The organism is Halomonas sp. LMYGS-3 (assembly GCF_059509875.1).
Map to the genome: position 1 here is coordinate 26533 of NZ_JCAKFQ010000018.1, position 22812 is coordinate 49344.

A 22812-nucleotide genomic window follows, 5' to 3' on the forward strand; every position below is an offset into this window, starting at 1 on the left:
GGGGCGTCTTGCGTCGGGAGTCGTTGTGCCTCCATTTTCCTGAAACCCACGAAACGACACAGGGCCGCATGAGGCGGCCCTGTGACGATCGGTCAGCGTACTGTCCGGCTGAGCTCATACCTCCTTGTACAGCTCCGCGCCTTCATTACGGAACTTCTCCGCCTGCTCCTCCATGCCCTTCATGACCGCTTCCTGGTCGCCGTCGAGGCCGTGCTCGGCGGCGTAGTCACGCACCTCCTGGCTGATCTTCATCGAGCAGAACTTGGGCCCGCACATGGAGCAGAAGTGGGCGACCTTGGCGGAGTCCTTGGGCAGGGTCTCGTCGTGGTACTCGCGCGCGGTGTCCGGGTCCAGGCCGAGGTTGAACTGGTCCTCCCAGCGGAACTCGAAGCGCGCCTTGGACAGCGCGTTGTCGCGGCGCTGGGCGGCCGGGTGGCCCTTGGCCAGGTCGGCGGCGTGGGCGGCGATCTTGTAGGTGATGATGCCGGTCTTGACGTCGTCCTTGTTGGGCAGGCCGAGGTGCTCCTTGGGGGTCACGTAGCAGAGCATGGCACAGCCGTACCAGCCGATCATCGCCGCGCCGATGCCGGAGGTGATGTGGTCGTAGCCGGGCGCGATGTCGGTGACCAGCGGCCCCAGGGTGTAGAAAGGCGCCTCATCGCAGTATTCGAGCTGCTTGTCCATGTTCTCCTTGACCAGGTGCATGGGCACATGGCCGGGGCCCTCAATCATTACCTGGACGTCGTGCTTCCAGGCAATATGAGTCAGCTCGCCGAGAGTCTTGAGCTCGGCCATCTGCGCCTCGTCGTTGGCGTCGGCGACCGAGCCGGGGCGCAGGCCATCGCCCAGTGAGAAGGCGACGTCGTACTGCTTGCAGATCTCGCAGATCTCCTCGAAGTGGGTATAGAGGAAGCTCTCCCGGTGATGAAAGAGGCACCACTTGGCCATGATCGAGCCGCCGCGGGAGACGATACCGGTCACGCGCTTGGCGGTGAGCGGCACATAGCGCAGCAACACGCCGGCGTGGATGGTGAAGTAGTCCACGCCCTGCTCGGCCTGCTCGATCAGGGTGTCGCGGAACACCTCCCAGGTGAGGTCCTCGGCCACGCCCTTGACCTTCTCCAGGGCCTGGTAGATCGGGACGGTGCCGATCGGCACCGGCGAGTTGCGAATGATCCACTCGCGGGTCTCGTGGATGTTCTGCCCGGTGGAGAGGTCCATGATGGTGTCGGCACCCCAGCGGATGCCCCAGGTCATCTTGTCCACTTCCTCCTCGATGGAAGAGGTCACCGCCGAGTTACCCAGGTTGCCGTTGATCTTCACCAGGAAGTTGCGGCCGATGATCATCGGCTCGGACTCCGGGTGGTTGATGTTGTTGGGAATGATGGCACGGCCGGCAGCGACCTCGGCGCGCACGAACTCGGGCGTGATCTCCTCGGGCAGGCGGGCGCCGAAGCCCTGGCCCGGGTGCTGGTGGCCGAGGATGCGTTCGACTTCTTCCGTACCCAGGGCCTGGCGGCGCTGGTTCTCGCGAATGGCGATGAATTCCATCTCCGGCGTGACGATGCCCTGGCGCGCATAGTGCAGCTGGGTGACGTTCTTGCCTGCCTTGGCGCGGCGCGGGGTACGGGTCAGGTCGAAGCGCAGCTGAGCAAGCGTCGGGTCGTTGGCACGGCGCTGGCCGTATTCCGAGGTGGGGCCGTCGAGGAACTCGGTGTCGCCGCGCTCCTCGATCCAGGCGCGGCGCAGTTCGGGGAGGCCGCGGCGCAGGTCATTGGTGGTCTCGGGATCGGTGTAGGGGCCGGAGGTGTCGTAGACCAGCAGCGGCGGGTTCTCCTCGTCCTCGCCGGAGGTGCGGGTCGGTGAGAGCGAGATCTCGCGGAAGGGCACGCGGATATCGGGTCTCGAGCCCTCCACATAGACCTTGCGCGAGCCGGGCAGCGGTTGGATGGCGGCCTCGTCGACCCGGGCGGTCTCGGCGAGGAAGTGGGCGGTCTTGCTCATATGGTGTTCTCCCTTGGGGTGTTGTCACGTCTGGGGTCGTTGTCAGGGAGGACAGCTGGGAGGACAGGGGCAGTGGCTGGCATGGCCGCGCTGCGTGTCGCTTGATCCCTACGCTGGTCCTAGCCAGTTCAGGTTCAACGGGATCCATGCTGTCTCTCCATGGCGAGAGGCATGATCTCAGCCGTCGTCAACGGCACCCCGTCAAGCGTGTGGTCGGGTGATCGCTCGATCACCGGTGTAACGCCCGGGGGGCGGCCTGACCAGGGCCAACGGGCGAGTGGCGATAGGACCAGCGGCGCTAGAATGCGCGATCCAGCCCCATCTGCCAGAAGTCGATCTCCAGTCGGGTGGCATCACGGAACACCGCGCAGAGCTCTTTGAGGCGTGCCGGCGTCACCTCGGCCAGGCGGGCGTCGAGCCAGGCGATCTCGGCGCCCATGGCGGCCTGGAACTCCTCGCCCTCGTACATGGCGATCCAGGCGTCATAGGGGTTGGCCTCACCGCGTACGGTGAAGGCCTGGGCGTTCAGCCAGTTGGCGATCTCGCCATAGCCGACCAGGCAGGGCGCCAGCGCCACGTGCAGGTCGAGCAGGTCGCCGCGGTTGCCGGTGTCGAGCACGTAGCGGGTATAGGCCATCGTCGCCCGCGCCTCGGGCAGTCGGGCGAGTGCCTCCTCACCGATACCCCACTCGCGGCAGTAGCCTACGTGCAGATCGAGCTCCACGTCGAGGATCGCCTTGAGCCCCTCATGGGCCTGGCGCAGGTCGGTCAGGGTGCGGCTCTTGTAGGCGGCCAGGGCGTAGGCCCGGGCGAAGTGGATCAGGAAGAGGTAGTCCTGCTGCAGGTAGTGGCGGAAGGCGTCGGTCTCGAGGGTCCCGTCGCCGAGCCGGCACACGAAATCGTGCTCGACATAGGCGCGCCAGTCGTCATGGCAAGCGGCAGTCAGATCGGTGAAGCGGTAGCCCATCATGCCCCCGGTGATGATGACGATCCGGGGTGCGGGCGGTGGGGAACGAGGGGGTGGGGCGACAGCGACAAGGCCCACCGCCTGATTCCCTACGCCGGTTCGGGCGTGGCGGTGCGGCAAGGCATCGCCACGCTTACCCGGATCAGGTTCCACGGGACCAGCGCTGGTGGTGACCGGGTGGTCAGCCTGCGCCATCTCAGCCGGATTCACCGGCACCCCGTCAAGCGTCGGAGCCAGTCTAGCAGGCTGGCGGCGACTTTCCAGCCCCCCGACTACTGGCGAAGTGCCTCCAATTCGAAGATCAGCGCTACCTCGTCGCCGACCATGCCGTTGTCGACGCCGTAGGTCATGCCCCAGTCGCTGCGTGCGATGGTGGTACGGGCCGACAGCCCCAGCGTGTACTGCTCATGACCGAAGGGGTAGGTCTCGGCCTTGTTGAGCGTGACGTCCAGGGTCACCGGGCGCGTCTCGCCGAGCAGGGTCAGTTCCCCCTCCAGGGTGCCCTCGCTGTCGCTGTGAGCCTCGAAGCCGGTGGCCTCGAAGACGATGGTCGCGTGGCGGTCGACGTCGAGGAAGTCGTTGCTGCGCAGGTGGTTGTCGCGCTCCTCGTGGTTGGTGAAGACGCTGTCGGCAGCGACCTCGACCCGAGCCGAGTGCAGTTCCCGGGTTTCTTCGTCATAGACGAACTCGCCACTGGCCTCGAGGAACATGCCCAGCAAGTCCGCATAGCCGACATGTTCGGTCAAGAAGCCGACGGAGAAGTGCTCGGGGTCGATCTCGTAGGTATGGGGTTCGGCGGCGGCGGGCAGGGCCGCGAGGGCGAGTCCCGTGGCCAGTCCGGCGGCCGCCGGCAACTTCAGGATGCGATGGATCGGGTGTGTCGTGGACATCGTGGGTCCTCCGGATTCGTGAGTCATGGCTGGCCGGCCAAGCGAAGGTGTCATCCGTGTCCGGCGTGGCGATGGAGCCACCGGATGTCGGTGCCGAACGATCCGGCGAGCCCGGCCAGGGCCGTCGCCGCCAGCCAGGTCGTGGCCGTGGCACCGACGGCCGGCAGCAGGCCGATCATCAATGCCGCCACCTGCCAGACACAGACCGCCCGGCGGCGGCGACTCTCCGGCAGCGTAGCGTTCAGCCAGGGTAGGCGCCGGCCGGCCAGCACGAAGGCGTAGCGCATGGCGCCGATGGCGAGTATCCAGGGGCCGACCTTGCCGAGCACCATCAGTGCCAGACATAGCACCAGGATGAAGAAGGCATCCAGTTCCATGTCGAAGCGTGCCCCGAAGGGGCTGGTGGTGCCGCTGCGCCGAGCCACCCAGCCGTCCAGGCCGTCGAGCAGCAGGGCGGTCAGCGCCACGCCGGCGAACAGGCTGCCCTGCGTCGCCAGCAGCTCGGGGTCGGTCACCGCGCCGGCCAGCAGTGCCACCAGCACGCCCCTCGCCAGGGTGACCCGGTTGGCCCAGCCCAGCCCGCGCCCACGGTCCGGCAGTCGGTGCAGGAGCAGCCCGGCGAGCACGAGATAGGTGGCCATGGCCGCCAGCGGCACGGTCGGGCTGGCCTGAAGCCAGAGCCGCAGCATGGCGCCGGCCGCCAGCAGGCCTATGAGCCCCGTCGCCAACTCCAGGACGAGGCGGTCAGCGGTCCCGGCCCGTGATGCCGGGGTGAGGTCCTGAAACGGGGCGAGGCGTGACATGCGATCTCCGGCAGGCGGCGGCGACGATGCCGGCCCTTTGTCGCTATGCTGACCATCAGCGGAACCACAGTCTCAACGTAGTCCAATGGCAGGCGCTTGGCAGCATTAAATTATGCATTTAAATATTCATGTACCATTATTGTAGAAGGTAAGCCGTCCAGGACGGCCTGCCGGAACAGGGTATAGCAGGAGCAGCTCGATGTCGGACACCATCGCCACCGCCTATTGGACCCTGGCCCCCGGCCAGGGAGCCTTGCGCGAGGAGCCACTGGCCGCACCGGGCGAGGGAGAAGTGCGCGTCAGGACGCTGTACAGCGGCGTCAGCCGGGGCACCGAGGCGCTGGTGTTCCAGGGCCGGGTGCCGGCAAGCGAGTATCGGCGCATGCGTGCCCCCTTCCAGGCCGGTGACTTCCCCGGCCCGGTCAAGTACGGCTACGCCAGCGTGGGAGTGGTGGAAGCCGGGGAGCCCGAGCTGTTGGGTCGGGAGGTCTTCTGCCTCCATCCCCACCAGGACCGCTACGTGGTGCCGACGAGTGCCGTGGTTCCACTGCCCGAGGGGCTGCCACCGGCCCGGGCGGTACTGGCGGCGAACATGGAGACCGCCGTCAACGGCCTCTGGGACGCCGCGCCCGGCGTGGGCGACCGTATCGCGGTGATCGGTGCCGGTGTGGTGGGGGTCCTGGTGGCCTGGCTCTGTGCGGCGATTCCCGGGACCCGGGTGCAACTGGTGGACGTGGTCCCCGGTCGCGCCGGGCTCGCCGCGGCCCTGGGGCTGGAGTTCGCGACGCCCGACACCGCCCGGGGCGACAACGACCGGGTGATCCACGTCAGCGGTAGCGCACCGGGCCTGCGGCTGGCCCTGCAACTCGCGGGGGTGGAGTCGCGCGTCGTGGAGATGAGCTGGTTCGGCGACGACGAGGTGAGCTTGCCCCTGGGCGAGGCCTTCCATTCGTGCCGGCTGACCCTGTGCGCGAGCCAGGTGGGCCGTCTTCCCGCCGCGCGTTCACCGCGCTGGGACCACCGTCGCCGGTTGACGCTGGCCCTCGAACTGCTGCGCGATGCCCGTCTGGATGCCTTGATCAGCGGCGAGAGCGACTTTCGTGACCTGCCCGCCCTGATGCCGCGCCTGTCGGGTGTGGCGGGCGAGGCGCTCTGCCACCGCCTGCGCTACGCGACCGCGCCCCCCCTTGAACCACGGGAGCCTTCGACATGTACCGCCTGACCGTTCGCGACCATTTCATGATCGCCCACAGCTTCCGCGGCGAGCTCTTCGGCCCCGCCCAGCGTCCCCATGGGGCCACCTACGTGGTCGATGTCTGCTTCCAGCGTCGCGAGCTCGACGATCATGACCTGGTGGTGGACATCGGCCTCGCCGGCGCGGCGCTGAAGGCGGTGCTAGGCGAGTTCGATTACCGCAACCTCGACGAGGTGGACGAGTTCCATGGCCGCAACACCACCACCGAGTTCATGGCACGGGTGATCTTCGAGCGCCTCGCCACGGCGATCCAGCTCGGCCGCCTCGGCGAGACGGCCGGCGGGCTCGAGACCATGAGGGTGACCCTGCACGAATCCCACGTCGCCTGGGCCAGCTACGAGGGCAAGCTGTGATGACGACGGACACGGCGCCCGACCTCACGCTGATCGTCGCCGGCGACCCCGGCCAGCTCACCGGGGGCTACGTCTATGATGCGCGCATGGTCGCGGAACTGCGCCGTCGCGGGTGGCGGGTCGCGGTGGTGGGGCTCGACGGCGAGTTCCCGACCCCCGACGCCACGGCCCGTCGGAGCCTGGAGGCGGCCCTGGCGGCGCTGCCCGACGCCGCCCGCGTGGTGATCGACGGTCTGGCCATGGGCGGGCTGCCCGAGGGGGTCGAGCGCCATGCCGAGCGCCTGGCGATCACCGCCCTGGTCCACCACCCGCTGGCCGACGAGACCGGGCTCGACGAGGGGCAGCGGCGGCGTCTGTTCGAGAGCGAGGCCCGTGGGCTGGCCGCGGTTCGGCGGGTGATCGTCACCAGCCCCTACACCGCCCGCGGCCTGTCGCGCTTCCGGGTGCCCGCGGCCCGCATCCGGGTGGTTGAACCGGGCGTCGAGCGGGCGGCCCTGGCCGCCGGTGCCCAGGATTCCGAGGATGCCGCACGCCCTTGGCGGCTGCTCTGCGTGGCGACCCTGACCCCGCGCAAGGGCCATGAGCTGCTGGTCGAGGCGCTGGCCGGGCTCGCCGATCGCGACTGGGAGTGCGAGGCCATCGGCAGCCACGACCGCGATCCGGCGCATGCCGCCCGCCTGCTCGCCGCGACCCGTCGCCGCGGCCTGACCGGCCGCCTGCGCTGGCCGGGCGAGCGGGACGCCGCCGGCCTGGCCGCGGCCTACCATCATGCGCATCTGTTCGTGCTGCCGTCGCACTACGAGGGCTACGGCATGGTGGTGACCGAGGCCCTGGCGCGGGGACTGCCGGTGATCACCACCACCGGCGGGGCGCTCGCCGATACCCTGCCGCCCGAGGCCGGTATCGCCGTGCCCCCTGGCGACGCGGCGGCGCTGGGCCGTGCCCTGGCCCGCTGGCTCGACGATGCCGAGCTGCGCCGCCGGCTGCGGTGCGGGGCCCGCCGGGTCCGCAAGGGGCTGGCGGACTGGCGGCAGGCCGGGGAGCGTTTCGCGGCGGCCCTGGACCTGCCGTCATCCGTTACGGAGGCGTCCGGAGCGCGATATCCATGAACCGACCCGCCCCCGACGCGTGCTTCAGCGCCGACTGGCTCGCCCGGCGCGAGGGGGTGGATGCCCGCTCGCGCAGCTACCGCCTGACCCGACTGGCGGCGAACTGGCTGGCCGCGCGCTCTGGGATTCACGGCGTGGTCGACCTGGGGGCCGGCAGCGGCAGCAACCTGCGGTTCCTGGCGCCCCGCCTGCCGGGTCCGCAGCGCTGGCGGCTGGTCGACCATGACCCTGCGCTGCTCGCCCGGGCCCGGCACCAGGGCGAGCGACTGTGTGACGGCGCGGGGACGCGGGTGACGCTGGAGACCCGCTGCCGCGATCTGGCGCCGGTGGACGACGACCTGCTGGCTGGCGCCGACCTGGTGGTGGCGTCGGCACTGTTCGACCTGGTCTCCCGCGACTGGGTCGAGGCGCTGGGGGCCGCCTGTGCCGAGCGCCGTCAGGCGCTGCTCGTCGCCCTCAGCGTCGACGGCGACTGGGCCTTTCTGGATGCCGCGGGCGAGCGCCGCGACGACGCCGGGGATGCCGCCGTGCGTGCCCTCGTCCGGGCCCACCAGCGCCGCGACAAGGGGCTGGGGGCGGCGCTGGGCGGCGAGGCCCCGGGCGTGCTGGCCGGTGCCATGATGGCGGCCGGCTATCGGGTGGAGTGTGCGACCACCCCCTGGCACCTGGCCGCCGGCGATGCCGAGGGGATGGCCCTGGCCGCGGCCCTGGTCGACGGCTGGCACGACGCTGCCCGGGAGCAGGCGCCGGGGGCAGGGCGCCGGCTGGCGCGGTGGCGCGAGCGGCGGCTGGCCGGGCTGGCCGTCGGCGAGCTGGGGGTGACGGTGGGGCATCGAGACCTCCTGGCCCTGCCGCCGTCTCCGGCGGACGGGCGCTGACCCAGGTGCATCGTCTGTGCCGCGTGGCGTCGACTCTCAGTGAGCGGCGAGGAGATCCAGATCGAAGAGGGTGTCGTCGCCGCAGCGGAAGGTTCGCACCCGGGGACGCCGGGCCTGGTCCAGGGTGGCGATGGGCGTCATCGCCAGCCCCGGACGACCGGAGCCGATCAGCAGCGGCGCCACCAGCAGGTGCAGGCGGTCGAGCGCGCCGGCCTCGAGAAAGCGCGAGACGGTGATCCCGCCGCCCTCGACCAGTACCCGCGAGAGGCCCCGCCCGGCGAGGGCCTCGAGCACGGTGGCCGGGGCGACGTGACCGTCGGCTATCGGCAGGTGCAGGCGAGTGACGTGCCCGGCGGGCGGCCCGTCGGCGACGGCATCCTCGCCGAGCAGGTGCAGGGTAGGGGCCGGGCCCTCGCGCAGCAGGCGCAGCCGGGCCGGGGCCCGGCCGCGGGGGTCGAGAATCACCCGCACCGGCTGGCGCCCCGACACATGGCGCACCGTGAGCAGGGGGTCGTCCGCGCAGGCGGTACCGGCGCCGACCACCACGGCATCGACCAGGGCCCGCAGCCGGTGCAGGTGAACCCGGCCCGCCAGACCGTTGATGTAGTGGGAGTGGCCACTCTCGGTGGCGATACGGCCGTCGAGGCTCTGGCCGAGCTGGGCGATGGCCAGCCGGCCGGAGTGAACCGCAAGGGGGGCGAGGCAGTCCAGCAGGTCGCGGGCGTCGTCCGCGACGGGGCCCGCTGCCTCCCAGCCGGCCGGGGTCAGGCGCAGGCGGCCCGGTGCGGTGGGGGACGTGGCGGGTCGGCTGAGCGCCTGCCAGGCCTCCTCGAGGGTCAGTAAGGGAGCGGATGGACGCATGCGGCCTCCGGGTCGGGAGCAGACGCTCATTAGTCCTTGCCGTGGCCGGTGTTCGTGGCCCGGGCCTCGCGCAGGATGCGGGCGATACGCTTGGCGTAGTGGGCGACCAGGCGTTCGCCCAGCTCGGCCGTGCCGAGGCGGGCATTGCCCACGACGCCCTCGGGATGGAGATCCTCGGCCAGCCAGGCGAAGGCAGCCTCACCCTCGGGAGCCAGCAGCAGCCCCCGCTCCTCCATGGCCTCTCCCCGCGAGCGCGGATGCTCGAGCCGGTCGAGGCGCACCTTGTCGGGGGCGAGATAGCGCATCATGGCGGTCTCCACGGCGCCGCCGTGCAGCCCGTGGCGCAGCTCCTCGGCCGGCAGGCCGCCGGCGGGCAGGGTGCCCGGTGGCGGCATGTCGGCGTAGTTGACCTTGACCACCAGCATGCCGTGCCGGCGACGCAACCGCAGCGCGGCGATATCCATCACCGCCCGGTTGCCGCCGTGGCTGTTGATCAACACCAGGCGATGCAGGCCGGCCCGGGCCACGGCGCCGCCGTGGGCCTCCAGGGTGGCGATGGCCAACTCCGGCGAGAGGCTCAGGGTGCCGGGGAAACTCAGGTGCTCGTCACTGGCACCCACCGCCATGGGTGGCAGGATCACCAGGGGGAAGCGCTCGGGCAGGTGGGGCAGTGCCTCCGCGAGCAGCCCCTGGCCGATGTCGAGGTCGGTGGAGAGCGGCAGGTGGGGGCCGTGCTGCTCGATGGCACCGAGCACCATCACCGCCACGGTGCCGCCCTGCAGGTACTCCATCTCGCGGCTGGTGAGGTCCTGCCAGCGGGGCCACCGCGACCGGTCGATCAAGGGGGGCTCACTCATGGGATCTCCTCGGTGCCCTGCCGGGCATCCATCAGTCGTGCGTAGAGGTCGCCGGAGAGCAGGCCGTCGGCACCCCGAGCCAGCCACTGCCGCGTGGCCTCCGAGGGGCGCCACTCCGGCCACAGGAAGCGACGGCTCTCGCCGGCGATGGCGTTGAATCGATAATCGCCCAGCTCGGCCAATCGCACCACACAGGCATCGGCGACCGCCAGGGCTCCGGCCACGAACTCCACCGACACGCCGGCCAACGGCCGACTGAGCCCGGCCAGTACCTCGGCCTCGTAGCCCTCCACGTCGATCTTGCAGAAACGCGGCAGCCCGTGCTCGGCGATCAGCGCATCCAGGGTGGTCACTGGCACCCGCAGGCGCCGCTCCCAGCGCACGTGGCGAAAGCCGGGGTGGCGCTCGCCGATGGCGTGGCGCCACTCCCGGGCCAGGGTGGAGACCGTCGGCGTCGCCTCGCTCACCGCCAGCTCCGCCTCACCGGGGGCGGCGCCGACGGCCCAGGGCAGCAGGGTGACGCCGCGACGGCGCCCCACCAGTCGCTGGAGCCAGGGCATGAGGTCGGGCTGGGGCTCCAGGGCGACGACCCGCGCGCCGAGTGCCTGGAAGGCGGCGGTGCGATCTCCCAGGTGAGCGCCCACGTCGAACACCAGTTCACCCGGCGCGACGAAGTCGGCATAGAGCCGCCGCAGGCGACGCTGGCGTCCCGGACGCCAGTAGATCAACAGCGACCTGGTCAGGCCGAGACCGCGGCGCAGGCGTGCCGGCCAGGGGAGGGCCGTCAGGGGCAGTCGTCGTTTCGGCATGGACTTGGCACCTCTCCCCGCATTCCCACGGAGCCTCACAGACACAGTGTCGCTGCGGATCCGCCAGTCTGCACGCACCCTGGACGTCGATCGTCCCGGTGTGACCCCTATGCCATGTCGCTGGACTACGCTTTACATGCCAGCCTGCGCTGGGCCGAGGAGGTCGTGCACCCCAGCGAGTATTCGATGACGGCGCGGCCGCAAGGCCGGGAGGCAGCATGAAGCGAGGGCATGTCACGACGGCGGGAGGCCTGATGGCGGGGCTCGGCCTGGTGCTGACGGCGACACCGCAGGCCATGGCCTGGGAGCTGGACCGCGAGGCCAGTCGTATCGAGCTGATCGGCACCGCCGATGGTCGCGAGGCGGTGACGCGGGTCGAGACCTTCGATGTCGAGCTCGAGGGCGACCCGGACGACCCGACCACCGGTGACCTGGTGCTGACCCTGCACTCGGCGAGCGTCACCAGCGGAAGCGCCATGGTCGACGACATGCTCCACGGACGGAACTGGTTCGATGTCGAGGCGCATCCCGAGATCGTCTATCGCAGCACCGCCATCCATGAGTCGGCCCCGGGCGAGCTGCGCGTCGAGGGCGAGCTCGAGGTGCTCGGCGAGACCTACCCGCTCGAGGTACCCGTCGGCTGGGAGCGCGACGGCGATCGGGTACGGGCCGAGGGACGCCTGCCTCTGGATCGCACCGACTTCGACGTCGGGCGCGGCGCCTGGCGTACCGAGGGCACGGTGAAGCACGAGGTGTACGTCGACTTCGCCTTCGAGCTGGTGGCGCCGTGAGCCTCGCCCGGCGCGGGAGTGTCGCCTGGCGCAACCATGCCGCCGGCTGGGGCCTGGTGCCGCGGCTGCTGCACTGGCTGGTCGCCGGCCTGGTGCTCTTCCTGCTGGGGCTGGGGCTCTACATGGGCGGGGTGGAGGACGTCTTCCGTCAGTTCGAGCTGTTCCAGCTGCACAAGTCGGTGGGGGTGACGGTCTGGCTGCTGATGCTGCTGCGGCTGGGCTGGCGCCTGCGGGACCCGCCGCCGCCGTCGCTGCCGGCCAGGGCCTGGGAGCATCGCCTGGCGCGGCTGGTGCATGGCCTCTTCTATGTCGTGCTGCTGGTCATGCCGATCACCGGCTACCTGATGGCCTCGGCCTCGACCCTGGAGATCCCGACCCGGATCTTCGGCCTCGTCGAGCTGCCGCACCTGCTGTCGCCCAGCGAGCGGCTGGAGACCGTCTTCTACACCTTGCACCAGTGGCTCGGCTGGCTGCTGATGCTCGGCATCGCCCTGCACGTGGGCGGCGCGCTCAAGCACCATGTCATCGACCGGGACGCGACGCTGCGGCGGATGCTGATCGGCCGCTGAGGGCGTCGCCCACCGCAAGAGGAGGTTCGCCCGTGTTCACCCCCGTGATCCTGGCCGGCGGCGACGGCGTGCGGCTCTGGCCGCTCTCGCGTCGCCAGCGGCCCAAGCAGTTCCTGTCGCTGCTCGACGAGGACAGCCTGCTGGTCCAGACCCTGGCGCGCCTCGAGGGGCCCGAGATCGCGCCGCCGATCGTGATCTGTCACGAAGCGCACCGCTTCCTGGCCGCCGAGCAGTTGCGCCGGGCCGGCGTCACGGGGGCGACCCTGCTGCTCGAGCCCGAGGGGCGCGGCACCGCGCCGGCCATCGCCCTGGCGGCGCTGTTCGCCGAGGCCGAGGGGCGCGACGGGCCACTGCTGGTGCTGCCCTGCGATCACCATCTGCCCGACGAGACGGCCTTCCGCACCGCGCTGGGGGCCGCCGCGCGGCTGGCCGGGCAGGGCCGGCTGGTGACCTTCGGGGTGGTGCCGACCCGGGCCGAGGCCGGCTACGGCTATATTCGTGCCGGCGAGCCGCTGGGCGAGGCGGGCTTCAGTGTCGCGCGCTTCGTCGAAAAGCCCGATGCCACCACCGCCGAGCGTTTCCTCGCCGCCGGCAACCACTACTGGAACAGCGGCATCTTCGTGTTGCCGGCAGACCGTTACCTGGCGGCGCTGGCGGCTTTCGAGCCGGCGATGCTCGACGCCTGCCGCCGGGCCATGGCGGGCGCGGCGGCCGACCTCGACTTCCTGCGCCCGGCGGCGGACGCTTTCCTGGCAACCCCCGCCGGTTCCGTCGACGTGGCGGTGATGGAGCGCACCGAGGCGGCGGCCATGGTGCCACTGGCGGCGGGCTGGAGCGACATCGGCTCCTGGCAGGCGCTGTGGGAGGCGCTGCCCCGCGACGCCGACGACAATGCTCTGCGCGGCGACGTGGTCTGCGAGGAGAGCCGGGGGCTGATGGTGCATGCCGAGTCGCGGCTGGTGGCGGCCCTGGGGGTGGAGGGACTGGTGATCGTCGAGACCGACGACGCCGTGCTGGTGGCCGATCGCGCCTGCAGCCAGGCGCTCCGCGGCCTGGTCGCCAGGCTCGAGGAGCAGGGGCGCGACGAGACCCGCCGCACGACCCGGGTGCATCGACCCTGGGGGCACTACCAGAGCATCGACGTCGGGCCGCGCCATCAGGTCAAGCACATCACCGTGCGGCCCGGCGCGCGGCTGTCGCTGCAGCTCCACCACCACCGCGCCGAGCACTGGGTGGTGGTCAGCGGCACCGCCCGGGTCACCCTGGACGACGAGACCTACCTGGTGGGCGAGAACGAGTCGACCTATATCCCCGTGGGGCGGGTGCATCGCCTGGAGAACCCCGGCCCGGAGCCGCTGGAGCTGATCGAGGTGCAGTCCGGCAGCTACCTGGGCGAGGACGACATCGTGCGCCTCGACGACCGCTACGGGCGGGAGTGAGGCGCCTCGGTAGCGCCGGGACGAGGGGGCCGCCCGCGAAACGGTTGCCCCTGGTCGATCACAATGGATCATGCAAGGATGGCGGCGTGACTTTGCGTACATAAACTAGACATCAATGTACACTTGGATGTCCTCCTGCACTTCCCCGGCATTCCCGCCCCACAGAGACCGTCTCGATGCGACCCGCCGATAACCACAACACCAAATGGAAAGGCTCCCGCGACGCCTGGCTCGATGCAGCCTTCGAGTTGCTGCTCGAGTCCGGGGTGGATAGCGTACGGATCCTGCCGCTGGCCAAGCGGCTCAACCTCTCGCGGACCAGCTTCTACTGGTTCTTCAAGGACCGCGAGGCATTATTGAGCGCCTTGATCGAGCGCTGGCGCGAGAAGAATACCCAGGGCCTGGTGCGGCAGACCGAGGCCTATGCCGAGAACATCATCGAAGCGATTCTCAACGTCTTCGACTGCTGGCTCGATCCCGCGCTGTTCGACTCGCAGCTGGAATTCGCGATGCGTAGCTGGGCGCTGCAGTCGGACGCGGTGGCCCGGGAGATCGATGCCGCCGACGAAGCGCGCTTCGAGGCGCTGACGCAGATGTTCGTGCGACACGGATACGAAGCGTTGGCGGCCAACGTGCGAGGCCGCACCATCTACCTCACCCAGATCGGCTATATCTCGATGAAGACTCAGGAAGCGCTCGAGGTTCGCATGCGGCGTATTCCCGCCTATGTCGAGATCTTCACCGGGCAGACGCCGCAACCACGAGAACTGCAACGCTTCCACGCCCGGCATGGTTATGCGCCGGAAGGGGCCATTCCCACCACATCTCGCTCGCCGTGAGCCATTTGCCGACCACCAGGGGCTGCATGACGGCCTGACACACCTGTCTTCTCTGTCTGTACATGTATGTACATTATGTTGACTTCAATGTACATTTGTCGAAAGTGCTGTCGACGATACAACAACAGAGAGACCCGACCATGGCTAACGACCCGCTGCTGCAGCCCTTCCAGCTCAAGCATCTCACCCTGAAGAACCGGCTCATGATGACGGCCCACGAGCCCGCTTATCCCGAGGACGGGATGCCCAAGGCGCTCTATCGCGCTTACCACGTCGAGCGGGCCAAGGCCGGCCTCGGCCTGACCATGACCGCCGGATCCGCGGCAGTGGCCAAGGACAGCCCGCCGGTGTTCAACAACATCCTGGCCTACAAGGACGAGGTGGTGCCGTGGATGAAGGAACTCACCGACGCCTGCCACGAGCATGGCACCGCCGTGATGATCCAGTTGACCCACCTGGGTCGGCGCACCCGCTGGGACAAGGGCGACTGGCTGCCGGCGGTGTCGCCCTCTCATCGCCGCGAGGCATCCCACCGTGCCTTTCCCAAGCAGGTCGAGGACTGGGACATCGAGCGCCTGATCCGCGATTACGCCGATGCCGCCGAGCGCATGCACGCCGCCGGCCTCGACGGCATCGAGCTGCAGGCCTATGGCCACCTGATGGATCAGTTCTGGTCGCCGCTGACCAATACCCTCGAGGCGCCCTACGGGGGCGATCTCGACAACCGGCTGCGTTTCACCTTCGACGTGCTGCGCGCCATTCGCCAGCGGGTCGGCGAGGCATTCATCGTCGGCGTGCGCTATACCGGCGACGAGATGCTGCCGGGCGGACTGACGGCCAGCGACGGGATGGAGATCTCGCGGCGCCTCAAGGACAGCGGCCTGGTCGATTTCCTCAACGTGGTCCGCGGTCATATCGACACCGACCCGGGACTCACCGACGTCATCCCCATCCAGGGCATGCCCAGCGCCCCGCACCTGGATTTCGCCGGCGAGATCCGTCGCGAGGTCGACTTTCCCACCTTCCATGGGGCCAAGATCCAGGATGTCGCCACCGCCCGCTACGCCATCGCCTCGGGCAAGGTCGACATGATCGGCATGACCCGCGCCCACATGGCCGACCCGCACATCGTGCGCAAGATCATGGAGGGGCGCGAGGAAGAGATCCGTCCCTGCGTCGGCGCCAACTACTGCCTCGATCGCATCTACCAGGGCGGTGCCGCCTACTGCATTCACAACGCTGCCACCGGGCGGGAAACCACCATGCCCCATACCATCCCCAAGGCAGCGCAGCAGCGGCGGGTGGTGATCATCGGCGCCGGTCCCGCGGGCCTGGAAGCCGCCCGCGTCGCCGGCGAGCGAGGCCACGAGGTGGTGGTACTGGAAGCCGCCAGCGATGCCGGCGGGCAGGTGCGTCTCACGGCGCAGAGCGAGCGCCGCCGCGAGATGATGGGCATCATCGATTGGCGTCTGGAACGCTGCGAGGCACTCGGCGTCGAGATTCGCTACAACGTCTGGGCCGAGGTCGAGGACGTGCTCGCCGAGAAGCCGGACGTGGTGATCGTGGCCACCGGCGGCTACCCCATGGAAGACCAGCCCGCGGTCGGGCACGAGCTGGTGGTCAATACCTGGGACATCCTGTCGGGCCACGTGGCGCCGGGCAACCGGGTGCTGCTGTTCGACGATGCCGGCGATCATGCCGCCATGCAGGCCGCAGAGATCATCGCCGCCACCGGAGCCGAGCTCGAGATCATGACGCCGGACCGCACCTTCGCGGCGGAAATCATGGCCATGAACCTGGTGCCCTACATGCGCGCTCTGCAGCGGCCCAACGTCACCTTCACGCCCACCTACCGGCTGAGGTCCGTGCAGCGGGATGGCGGCGAGCTGCTCGCCAGGATCACCAGCGACTATGTCACTCCCGGCAATCCGGACCTGGATCACGAGCGGCGCATCGACCAGGTGGTGGTCAACTACGGCATCACGCCGATGGCCGACATCTATTTCGAGCTGAAACCGCATTCCCGCAACAGCGGCGAGGTGAACTACGAGGACCTGATCGTCGGCCGGCCCCAGGCGGTTGTCCACAACGCCAATGCTGGCTTCCAGCTATTCCGCATCGGCGACGCCGTCGAGTCGCGGAACACCCATGCGGCCATCTACGACGCCCTGCGGTTGGTCAAGGACCTGTGATACGGACGACGAGACACCGGGCCGGTTCCCGATTGATCGCTGACCAGGGGGTCAATAGAGCCGGAACGACTGGTGCGCCGGGTGCCCCTGCAGCTGCTGGATCACCTTGCGGTAGCGCTTGTACTCCCACTGGTACTGGGCCGGGTCGAGGGCGATGGCGGCTTCCACGCAGGCGTTGACGCCGGTGGCGGAGGTGGTCTCGTCGGTGGCGTAGACGCGCTCGTCGGCGGCCAGGAAGTGCAGGGCAAAGCCGCGGCCGGGCAGGCGCCTGGCCACTCCGGTGACCACCCGCGCTTCGGTGCGGGCGACCAGCTTGGGCAGCAGGGTGGCGGTATAGGCCGGGCGGTCGAAGAAGGGCGCGAAGACGCCGCTGCCCCAGGAGGGCTCCTGGTCGGGGAGGATGCCGATCGCCTCGCAGCGCTTGAGCGCCTTGAGCAGCGCCGCCACCCCGCGGGGGGTGGTCGGCACCAGGCTCGCCCCCATGCGCTCGCGGCCCTGGCGGATCAGCGGGTCCAGGGCGTCGATCTTGGGCGGCTCGTACATGGCGGTGAAGGGGAAGTGGCTCGAGAGCCAGAAATTGAGCACCTCCCAGTTGCCGAAGTGCGGCGCCAGCACGATCACGCCGCGCCCCTCGGCGCGCGCGCCGTCGAGCAGCTCGCGGCCGTGGACCTCGAGGATCGAGGCCTCGACCCGCGCGGGGTCGGCCATCCAGGCGAAGCCCAGCTCGAGCATGGTGGCGGTGGAGTGCACCAGGCTCTCCCGGGCGAGGTCGCGCCGGGCGGCCTCGCTGCGGCTCGGGTAGACCTGGGCGAGGTTGATCTCGGTGACCTCGCGCTCGCGCCGGCTGAACCGGTACACCAGCGGGCCGGCCAGGCGCGAGAATCGCCACAGCGTCGACAGGCGACGACCCGCCAGGGTGCGCCACAACAGGGCGATGGCGCGGGACTGGGCGTTGCTGGAAGAGGACTCCGGTACGGCCATGGACTCAGAACAGCCAGGTATCCACGTTGTCGGGTGCGCGCTTCTCCTGGAGGCCCTTGAACCCCTTGACGCAGCGCACGATCAGCCACACGGCCAGGGCGATCAGCAGCGGGATGCCGATGGCGATCAGCACCAGCAGGCTGGCGATGGCGCCGTAGAGCAGGCCGATCCAGAAGGTGCGGATCTGGTAGCGGTAGTGCTCGTCGAGCCAGGTCGGGCCCCTGTCACGGTAGACATAGGCGATGACCACCCCGATCACCGAGGTAAAGCCGACCACGAAGCTGACCAGGTAGAGGGCATAGATCACCATCGCCATGGTGGTGTCCGGTGAGTTGCCCTGCTCGGCGACGACTCGCTCGTCGTCATATTGCACGTTATCGCTCATGGATCGTCCCTGGGATTCGAGTGACTGGTGCCAATGATACCGGCCGTCGGCGACATTGCCACCGGCAGCGACCAACGGGGTCAGTCGGCGCCCGGTCGACGTGGGCGGCTGATCTCCAGCAGGTTGCCGTCGGGGTCGCGCAGGTAGAGCGAATCGATCTCGCCGGTGGCGCCCTGACGCGCCACCGGACCCAGTTCCACCTCGACGTCGAGCGCCTCCAGGTGCCGCTTGACCTCGTCCAGCGGCAGCAGGCTGCGCAGGCAGAGGTCGAGGCTGCCGGGCGTGGGAGTAGCCGCCCTCGGGCTCACGTCGGTGTCGGTCCAGTGCAGGCGCAGCGCCAGGTCGCCGAGCATCAGGTCGACACGCTCGCGGTCGCGATAGCGCACGTCGAGCCCCAGCACCCGGGAGTAGAAGTCCACGGCGCGGGAAATGTCGGTCACGGTGATGACCAGGTGGTCCAGACCTGACAGCATTCACATCTCCTTGGAAGATTGTACTGGCACAGAGGATACGATGATGCAGACCTGCCCGCTATGCGCATCTCGCGATACGCCTCACTATCACCGCGATGCGCGGCGCGACTACCACCAGTGTGCACGGTGCGAGCTGGTCTTCGTGCCGCCGACCCAACGGCTCGACCCGGCGGCGGAGCGGGCGGTCTACGATCAGCACGAGAACTCCCCCGACGACCTCGGCTATCGCCGCTTCCTGTCGCGGCTGTTCGCGCCGCTGCGCGGCCGGCTCGCCCCCGGCGCCCGGGGCCTCGACTTCGGCGCCGGCCCCGGGCCGACCCTGTCGGTGATGTTCGAGGAGGCCGGCCACCCCATGGCGATCTACGACCCCTTCTACGCCCCGGATGCCGCGGTACTCGAACGCCGCTACGACTTCATCACCGCCACCGAGGTGGTCGAGCACCTCTTCGAGCCCGGCCGGGAGCTCGCGCGGCTGGCCGCCATGTTGCCCGCGGGCGGTTGGCTGGGGCTGATGACCAAGCGGGTCGCCTCACGGGAGGCGTTCGCCGGCTGGCACTACATCCTCGACCCGACCCACGTCTGTTTCTTCAGCGAGACGAGCTTCGCGTGGCTGGCCGATCACCTGGGAATGCGTGTCGAGTTTCCCGCCGCCGACGTGGCCCTGCTGGAGAAGCGATAAATCGTCCCGAATTTCCAGGCCTTTGCCGAGCTACATCCCGGCTCCGGTGAGCCGGGGCGACAAAGCGTTTGACTTGGCCGTTCGTGGGCGTATGATTCGCGCGCGTTCCTCGCACGGCCCAGTGCGTATCTGCTTTCTTTCGGCATGTCGTGGCAGGTATTCTCGGCGATTCTGCCATCCTGTTTCCTGTCGTTTCTGCTGCTGTGAGGCCCTTCATGTCGCGGCAACTGCTGGCCATGGCCCTGGCTCCCCTGCTGGGGCTCTTCATCCTCGGGATCGGCAACGGCTTCCTGGCCACCCTGATCACCCTGCGCCTGGATGCCGCCGGCGAGTCGCCGGTGGTGATCGGCTGGGTATCGTCGGCCTACTTCATCGGCCTGGCGCTGGGGGCAATGTTCAACGACCGGCTGCTGCTGCGCATCGGCCATATCCGTGCCTACGGCAGCTTCGCCTCGCTGGTGGCGGTGACCGTGCTGCTGCAGGGGCTGTGGCTCGACCCCATTTCCTGGTTCGTGCTGCGCCTGATCGGTGGCTGGGCCACCGTCGGCGTCTACCTGGTGATCGAGAGCTGGCTGCTCACCGCCGGTGACCAGAAGGTCCGCGGGCGACTGCTGGCGCTCTACATGATCTCGCTCTATGCCGCGGGGGTGATCGGCCAGCTGCTGCTGGGGGTGACCGATGCCATGGGCGTGACCGCGCCCTTCATGGTGATCGGCATGCTGGCCTCGCTGTCGGTGCTGCCGATGGCCATGATCCCGCGGGTCTCGCCGCTGATCGAGCACGCCGAGCCGCTCTCGCCGATGCGGCTGATCACCCTGACGCCAACCGGGGTGATGGGCAGCTTCGGCTCGGGGCTCGCCGTGGCGGCGGTCTACACCCTGCTGCCGCTCTACCTGCAGCGCGTCGGCCTGACGGTGGCCCAGGTCGGCCAGATGATGGCGGTGGTGGTGCTCGGCGCCATGCTGCTGCAATACCCCATCGGCCGCTGGTCCGACCGCCACGACCGCCAGATGGTGCTGATCCTGATCGGGGCCTTCTGCGTGCTGATCTCGGCCGGCATGCTGTGGCTGCCGCTCAACCCCTGGGTGCTCGCCGGCCTGCTGTTCCTGCTCGGTGGTGGTGTCTTCGCCCTCTACCCGGTGGCGGTGAGTCACGCCGCCGACCGCGCCCCGGCCGGGGCCCTGGTGCGCATGAGCCAGGGCCTGCTGCTGATCAACGCCATCGGCTCCACCGTCAGCCCGCCGATGATCTCGCCGCTCATGGCGGCGTTGGGCGATGCCGGCCTGTTCTGGGCCTTCGGTGCGCTGGGGCTCTTCCTGGTGGGCTTCTTCGCCTGGCGGCGCAGCGTGCGGCCGGCACCGGTGCCGGTGGCGCCCTTCGCGCCGACCACGCCGATGTCGTCGGTGGGCGCCGAGCTCGCCGTGACCGAGGAGCTGATGCAGGGGGCTATCGAGCACGAGCACGTGGAGGACCTCTCCGGGGCGGTGCCCGAAGTGGACGTGGCCGAGCCGCTGGTCGGCCCGCCGCCGCCCGACGAGGCGCATATCGCCTACTATGACGACGACGAGAACGGCGGGCATCCGCCACTCGACGACGAGGTGGCGCCGCAGGACGTCGAGCCCGGTTCCGCCCGTGGCTGACGCCCCGTCACCGGCCTGTCGCTTTCCCTTCGCACCCGATGCCTTGCATCGGGTGCTTTCTTATCGGAGTCGACCTAGGGATAATGGCTAACGAAAAATAGTGAATCTACTATCTTCGTTATCATTTTTCCTAGAGGTGCCTTCATGACCCCTTTTGCCGCCCCCGTTCGCGACTTCCGCTTCGTGCTCGAGGAACTGCTCGAATACGGCTCGCTCTCGTTGCCGGGCTTCGAGGAGACCAGCCCCGACCTGGTCGAGGCCGTGCTGGAGGAGGCGGCGAGGCTGGCCGGCGAGGTGTGGGCGCCGCTCAACGCCAGCGGCGACCGCCAGGGCTGCCAGCTGAAGGATGGCAAGGTTCAACTTCCTGACGGCTTTATCGAGGCCTACCGCGCCTACGCCGAGGGTGGCTGGAACGGCATCGGCGTCTCCGAGGCGCTCGGTGGCCAGGGCCTGCCCGAGGTGGTGGCGAGCGCGGTGCAGGAGATGCTCCACGGTGCCAACATGGCGCTGGGCCTGTGCCCGATGCTCACCGCCGGCGCCATCGAGGCCCTGGGCCACCACGGCAGCGACGAGCAGAAGGCCCACTACCTGCCGAAGCTGGTCGAGGGCAGCTGGACCGGCACCATGAACCTCACCGAGCCCCAGGCCGGCTCCGATCTCTCCCGCGTGCGTACGCGGGCCGTCCCATGCCCCGATGAAGAGGGCGGCCATTACCGCCTGTTTGGCCAGAAGATCTTTATCACCTGGGGCGAGCACGACGCCGCCGAGAACATCCTCCACCTGGTGCTGGCGCGCACTCCGGACGCCCCCGAGGGCAACAAGGGCATCTCGCTGTTCCTGGTACCGAAGTACCTGGAGACTGAGTCCCTGGTTAACGCCGATGGTTCGCTGGGTGAGCGCAACGACGTCACCTGTGCCTCCATCGAGCACAAGCTCGGCATCCACGGCTCGCCCACCTGCACCCTGAGCTTCGGCGAGCACGAGGGCGCCATCGGCTACCTGGTTGGCGAGGAGGGGCGTGGTCTCAACCACATGTTCACCATGATGAACGAGGCGCGCCACAAGGTCGGCGTGCAGGGCATCGGGGTGGCCGAGCGGGCCTGCCAGCACGCCTTCGCCTATGCCCGGGACCGCGTCCAGGGCCGCCGCCCGAAGAGCCGTGGCGCCGGCGAGTGCACCATCAGCGACCACCTGGACGTGCGGCGCATGCTGCTCTCCATGCGGGCCCGCACCGACGCCCTGCGCGCGCTGGCGCTCACCTGTGCGGCCGAGCTCGACGTGGCCCGCCACGCCGCCGAGGCCACCGAGCGCGAGGCCGCCCAGGCCCGGGCCGAGGTGCTGATCCCGGTGGTCAAGGCCTTCTCCACCGACCAGGCCGTGGAGATCGCCTCGCTGGGCGTGCAGGTGCACGGCGGCATGGGCTTCATCGAGGAGACCGGCGCCGCCCAGCTGCTGCGCGACGCCCGCATCGCCCCCATCTACGAGGGCACCAACGGCATCCAGGCCCTGGACCTGGCCGGGCGCAAGCTGCAGCGCGACGGCGGCGCGGCGCTCAAGAGCCTGATCGACGACGTCGAGGCCACCGCCCAGGCGCTGGCGGCCACCCCCTCACTGGCCAGCCTCGGCGAGAGTCTGGCCGCCGGCGCCGCCGACCTGCGGGCCGCCATGGTCCTGGTGCTGGAGCAGGGCGCCGATCCCGAGTTCGGCCCCGACGCCACCCAGGCCTACGCCACCCCCTTCCTGGCCCTGGCCGGCCATGTGCTGTGTGCCTGGCAGATGGGGCGCGCGGCGCTCAAGGCGCGTGCCGCCCTCGACGCCGGCAGCGATGACCCCTTCTATGCCGCGAAGCTGCAGGGCGCCGACTTCGCCATTCGTCAGTGGCTGCCGGTGGGCCGTGCCCAGCGCGCGGTGATCGAGGCGGGCATGACGAGCCTGGCCGCCTTCGACGCCGCCGCCCACTGATCCCGCATCGATTCGCCGCCGGCCCCGCGCCGGCGGCGGCCGTTCATAACAACGTGCCAAGACATTTCACGGAGCC

Annotated in this window: 22 protein-coding genes and 2 riboswitches; of the genes, 12 read left to right on the forward strand and 10 right to left on the reverse strand. The window is 69.6% G+C overall.

What is annotated here, in order from left to right:
* Positions 1-114: 114 nt before the first annotated feature.
* The 4 genes from thiC to AC5W54_RS15695 form a co-directional block, all read right to left on the reverse strand.
* The gene (thiC, locus tag AC5W54_RS15680; protein ID WP_495963025.1) at positions 115-2004 is read right to left on the reverse strand and encodes a phosphomethylpyrimidine synthase ThiC; all 1890 of its coding nucleotides are present in this window, start codon (positions 2002-2004) and stop codon (positions 115-117) included.
* Between the two features lie 88 nt (positions 2005-2092).
* A riboswitch (TPP riboswitch) is annotated at positions 2093-2215 on the reverse strand.
* Between the two features lie 87 nt (positions 2216-2302).
* Positions 2303-2971, reverse strand: coding sequence for a thiaminase II (gene tenA / locus AC5W54_RS15685; RefSeq protein ID WP_495963078.1), 669 nt, complete (start codon positions 2969-2971; stop codon positions 2303-2305).
* A gap of 68 nt (positions 2972-3039) precedes the next feature.
* A riboswitch (TPP riboswitch) is annotated at positions 3040-3201 on the reverse strand.
* A 42-nt stretch (positions 3202-3243) separates the two neighbouring features.
* A complete protein-coding gene (locus AC5W54_RS15690; RefSeq protein WP_495963026.1) occupies positions 3244-3861 on the reverse strand; it encodes a YceI family protein in 618 nt (205 codons plus the stop codon).
* Positions 3862-3911: 50 nt separating this feature from the next.
* On the reverse strand, positions 3912-4664 hold the full coding sequence (locus tag AC5W54_RS15695; protein ID WP_495963027.1) for a CDP-alcohol phosphatidyltransferase family protein: 753 nt from the start codon (positions 4662-4664) through the stop codon (positions 3912-3914).
* Between the two features lie 199 nt (positions 4665-4863).
* Between AC5W54_RS15695 and AC5W54_RS15700 the strand changes: the two genes are divergently transcribed.
* The 4 genes from AC5W54_RS15700 to AC5W54_RS15715 are packed head-to-tail and all read left to right on the forward strand — an operon-like array spanning position 4864 to position 8259.
* Positions 4864-5886, forward strand: coding sequence for a zinc-dependent alcohol dehydrogenase (locus AC5W54_RS15700; RefSeq protein WP_495963028.1), 1023 nt, complete (start codon positions 4864-4866; stop codon positions 5884-5886).
* Complete coding sequence (locus AC5W54_RS15705; RefSeq protein ID WP_495963029.1) at positions 5874-6272, forward strand: 6-pyruvoyl trahydropterin synthase family protein; 399 nt, start codon at positions 5874-5876, stop codon at positions 6270-6272. Before AC5W54_RS15700 ends, AC5W54_RS15705 begins: the two co-directional genes overlap by 13 nt.
* Positions 6272-7381 (forward strand): glycosyltransferase family 4 protein, encoded by a 1110-nt coding sequence (locus AC5W54_RS15710; RefSeq protein WP_495963030.1) that lies wholly within the window; start codon positions 6272-6274, stop codon positions 7379-7381. The genes AC5W54_RS15705 and AC5W54_RS15710 overlap by 1 nt, the downstream gene beginning before the upstream one ends.
* Positions 7378-8259, forward strand: a complete 882-nt coding sequence (locus AC5W54_RS15715; protein WP_495963031.1) for a methyltransferase domain-containing protein — start codon at positions 7378-7380, stop codon at positions 8257-8259. Before AC5W54_RS15710 ends, AC5W54_RS15715 begins: the two co-directional genes overlap by 4 nt.
* Positions 8260-8295: 36 nt before the next feature.
* Here the strand turns inward: AC5W54_RS15715 and AC5W54_RS15720 are convergent, their stop codons facing one another.
* Genes AC5W54_RS15720 through AC5W54_RS15730 form a run of 3 tightly spaced genes read right to left on the reverse strand, consistent with a single transcriptional unit; the run spans position 8296 to position 10786 of the window.
* The gene (locus AC5W54_RS15720; protein WP_495963032.1) at positions 8296-9120 is read right to left on the reverse strand and encodes a RibD family protein; all 825 of its coding nucleotides are present in this window, start codon (positions 9118-9120) and stop codon (positions 8296-8298) included.
* 29 nt (positions 9121-9149) lie between these two features.
* Complete coding sequence (locus AC5W54_RS15725; RefSeq protein WP_495963033.1) at positions 9150-9977, reverse strand: creatininase family protein; 828 nt, start codon at positions 9975-9977, stop codon at positions 9150-9152.
* A complete protein-coding gene (locus tag AC5W54_RS15730; RefSeq protein ID WP_495963034.1) occupies positions 9974-10786 on the reverse strand; it encodes an FkbM family methyltransferase in 813 nt (270 codons plus the stop codon). The genes AC5W54_RS15725 and AC5W54_RS15730 overlap by 4 nt, the downstream gene beginning before the upstream one ends.
* A 218-nt stretch (positions 10787-11004) precedes the next feature.
* Between AC5W54_RS15730 and AC5W54_RS15735 the strand changes: the two genes are divergently transcribed.
* The 5 genes from AC5W54_RS15735 to AC5W54_RS15755 all read left to right on the forward strand — a co-directional run bounded on the left by AC5W54_RS15735 (position 11005) and on the right by AC5W54_RS15755 (position 16616).
* Entirely contained in the window at positions 11005-11577 is a 573-nt protein-coding gene (locus AC5W54_RS15735) for a YceI family protein (protein ID WP_495963035.1), read from the forward strand.
* Positions 11574-12146 carry a cytochrome b gene (locus AC5W54_RS15740; protein WP_495963036.1) on the forward strand — a complete coding sequence of 191 codons (573 nt, stop codon included), beginning with the start codon at positions 11574-11576 and terminating at the stop codon, positions 12144-12146. Before AC5W54_RS15735 ends, AC5W54_RS15740 begins: the two co-directional genes overlap by 4 nt.
* A gap of 32 nt (positions 12147-12178) precedes the next feature.
* On the forward strand, positions 12179-13585 hold the full coding sequence (locus AC5W54_RS15745) for a mannose-1-phosphate guanylyltransferase/mannose-6-phosphate isomerase (RefSeq protein WP_495963037.1): 1407 nt from the start codon (positions 12179-12181) through the stop codon (positions 13583-13585).
* Positions 13586-13761: 176 nt separating this feature from the next.
* Positions 13762-14424, forward strand: coding sequence for a TetR/AcrR family transcriptional regulator (locus tag AC5W54_RS15750; protein ID WP_495963038.1), 663 nt, complete (start codon positions 13762-13764; stop codon positions 14422-14424).
* A 140-nt stretch (positions 14425-14564) separates the two neighbouring features.
* Entirely contained in the window at positions 14565-16616 is a 2052-nt protein-coding gene (locus AC5W54_RS15755) for an oxidoreductase (RefSeq protein WP_495963039.1), read from the forward strand.
* A gap of 51 nt (positions 16617-16667) precedes the next feature.
* Here AC5W54_RS15755 and AC5W54_RS15760 read toward each other — a convergent pair whose 3' ends face one another.
* The 3 genes from AC5W54_RS15760 to AC5W54_RS15770 form a co-directional block, all read right to left on the reverse strand.
* Positions 16668-17597: a lysophospholipid acyltransferase family protein gene (locus AC5W54_RS15760; protein WP_495963040.1), complete on the reverse strand. Its 930-nt coding sequence runs from the start codon at positions 17595-17597 to the stop codon at positions 16668-16670.
* 4 nt (positions 17598-17601) lie between these two features.
* Positions 17602-17982 (reverse strand): DUF4870 family protein, encoded by a 381-nt coding sequence (locus AC5W54_RS15765; protein WP_495963041.1) that lies wholly within the window; start codon positions 17980-17982, stop codon positions 17602-17604.
* Positions 17983-18062: 80 nt separating this feature from the next.
* Positions 18063-18455, reverse strand: coding sequence for a VOC family protein (locus AC5W54_RS15770; RefSeq protein ID WP_495963042.1), 393 nt, complete (start codon positions 18453-18455; stop codon positions 18063-18065).
* Positions 18456-18495: 40 nt separating this feature from the next.
* On the opposite strand from AC5W54_RS15770, the gene AC5W54_RS15775 reads away from it, so the two are divergent.
* The 3 genes from AC5W54_RS15775 (at position 18496) to AC5W54_RS15785 (ending at position 22736) form a co-directional block, all read left to right on the forward strand.
* Entirely contained in the window at positions 18496-19134 is a 639-nt protein-coding gene (locus AC5W54_RS15775; protein WP_495963043.1) for a class I SAM-dependent methyltransferase, read from the forward strand.
* Positions 19135-19349: 215 nt separating this feature from the next.
* Complete coding sequence (locus AC5W54_RS15780) at positions 19350-20774, forward strand: MFS transporter (RefSeq protein ID WP_495963044.1); 1425 nt, start codon at positions 19350-19352, stop codon at positions 20772-20774.
* Between the two features lie 144 nt (positions 20775-20918).
* Positions 20919-22736: an acyl-CoA dehydrogenase gene (locus AC5W54_RS15785; RefSeq protein WP_495963045.1), complete on the forward strand. Its 1818-nt coding sequence runs from the start codon at positions 20919-20921 to the stop codon at positions 22734-22736.
* The last annotated feature ends 76 nt before the right edge of the window (positions 22737-22812 follow it).

What these genes read in the sequence shown, in the direction of transcription:
- AC5W54_RS15730 (WP_495963034.1), bottom strand. Translation starts at nt 10,786, where the DNA reads ATGCCGAAACGACGACTGCCCCTGACGGCCCTCCCCTGGCCGGCACGC.
- AC5W54_RS15750 (WP_495963038.1), top strand. Translation starts at nt 13,762, where the DNA reads ATGCGACCCGCCGATAACCACAACACCAAATGGAAAGGCTCCCGCGAC.
- AC5W54_RS15735 (WP_495963035.1), top strand. Translation starts at nt 11,005, where the DNA reads ATGAAGCGAGGGCATGTCACGACGGCGGGAGGCCTGATGGCGGGGCTC.
- thiC (WP_495963025.1), bottom strand. Translation starts at nt 2,004, where the DNA reads ATGAGCAAGACCGCCCACTTCCTCGCCGAGACCGCCCGGGTCGACGAG.
- AC5W54_RS15695 (WP_495963027.1), bottom strand. Translation starts at nt 4,664, where the DNA reads ATGTCACGCCTCGCCCCGTTTCAGGACCTCACCCCGGCATCACGGGCC.
- AC5W54_RS15760 (WP_495963040.1), bottom strand. Translation starts at nt 17,597, where the DNA reads ATGGCCGTACCGGAGTCCTCTTCCAGCAACGCCCAGTCCCGCGCCATC.
- AC5W54_RS15705 (WP_495963029.1), top strand. Translation starts at nt 5,874, where the DNA reads ATGTACCGCCTGACCGTTCGCGACCATTTCATGATCGCCCACAGCTTC.
- tenA (WP_495963078.1), bottom strand. Translation starts at nt 2,971, where the DNA reads ATGGGCTACCGCTTCACCGATCTGACTGCCGCTTGCCATGACGACTGG.
- AC5W54_RS15765 (WP_495963041.1), bottom strand. Translation starts at nt 17,982, where the DNA reads ATGAGCGATAACGTGCAATATGACGACGAGCGAGTCGTCGCCGAGCAG.
- AC5W54_RS15715 (WP_495963031.1), top strand. Translation starts at nt 7,378, where the DNA reads ATGAACCGACCCGCCCCCGACGCGTGCTTCAGCGCCGACTGGCTCGCC.
- AC5W54_RS15780 (WP_495963044.1), top strand. Translation starts at nt 19,350, where the DNA reads ATGTCGCGGCAACTGCTGGCCATGGCCCTGGCTCCCCTGCTGGGGCTC.
- AC5W54_RS15710 (WP_495963030.1), top strand. Translation starts at nt 6,272, where the DNA reads ATGACGACGGACACGGCGCCCGACCTCACGCTGATCGTCGCCGGCGAC.
- AC5W54_RS15700 (WP_495963028.1), top strand. Translation starts at nt 4,864, where the DNA reads ATGTCGGACACCATCGCCACCGCCTATTGGACCCTGGCCCCCGGCCAG.
- AC5W54_RS15775 (WP_495963043.1), top strand. Translation starts at nt 18,496, where the DNA reads ATGATGCAGACCTGCCCGCTATGCGCATCTCGCGATACGCCTCACTAT.
- AC5W54_RS15725 (WP_495963033.1), bottom strand. Translation starts at nt 9,977, where the DNA reads ATGAGTGAGCCCCCCTTGATCGACCGGTCGCGGTGGCCCCGCTGGCAG.
- AC5W54_RS15785 (WP_495963045.1), top strand. Translation starts at nt 20,919, where the DNA reads ATGACCCCTTTTGCCGCCCCCGTTCGCGACTTCCGCTTCGTGCTCGAG.
- AC5W54_RS15770 (WP_495963042.1), bottom strand. Translation starts at nt 18,455, where the DNA reads ATGCTGTCAGGTCTGGACCACCTGGTCATCACCGTGACCGACATTTCC.
- AC5W54_RS15690 (WP_495963026.1), bottom strand. Translation starts at nt 3,861, where the DNA reads ATGTCCACGACACACCCGATCCATCGCATCCTGAAGTTGCCGGCGGCC.
- AC5W54_RS15720 (WP_495963032.1), bottom strand. Translation starts at nt 9,120, where the DNA reads ATGCGTCCATCCGCTCCCTTACTGACCCTCGAGGAGGCCTGGCAGGCG.
- AC5W54_RS15755 (WP_495963039.1), top strand. Translation starts at nt 14,565, where the DNA reads ATGGCTAACGACCCGCTGCTGCAGCCCTTCCAGCTCAAGCATCTCACC.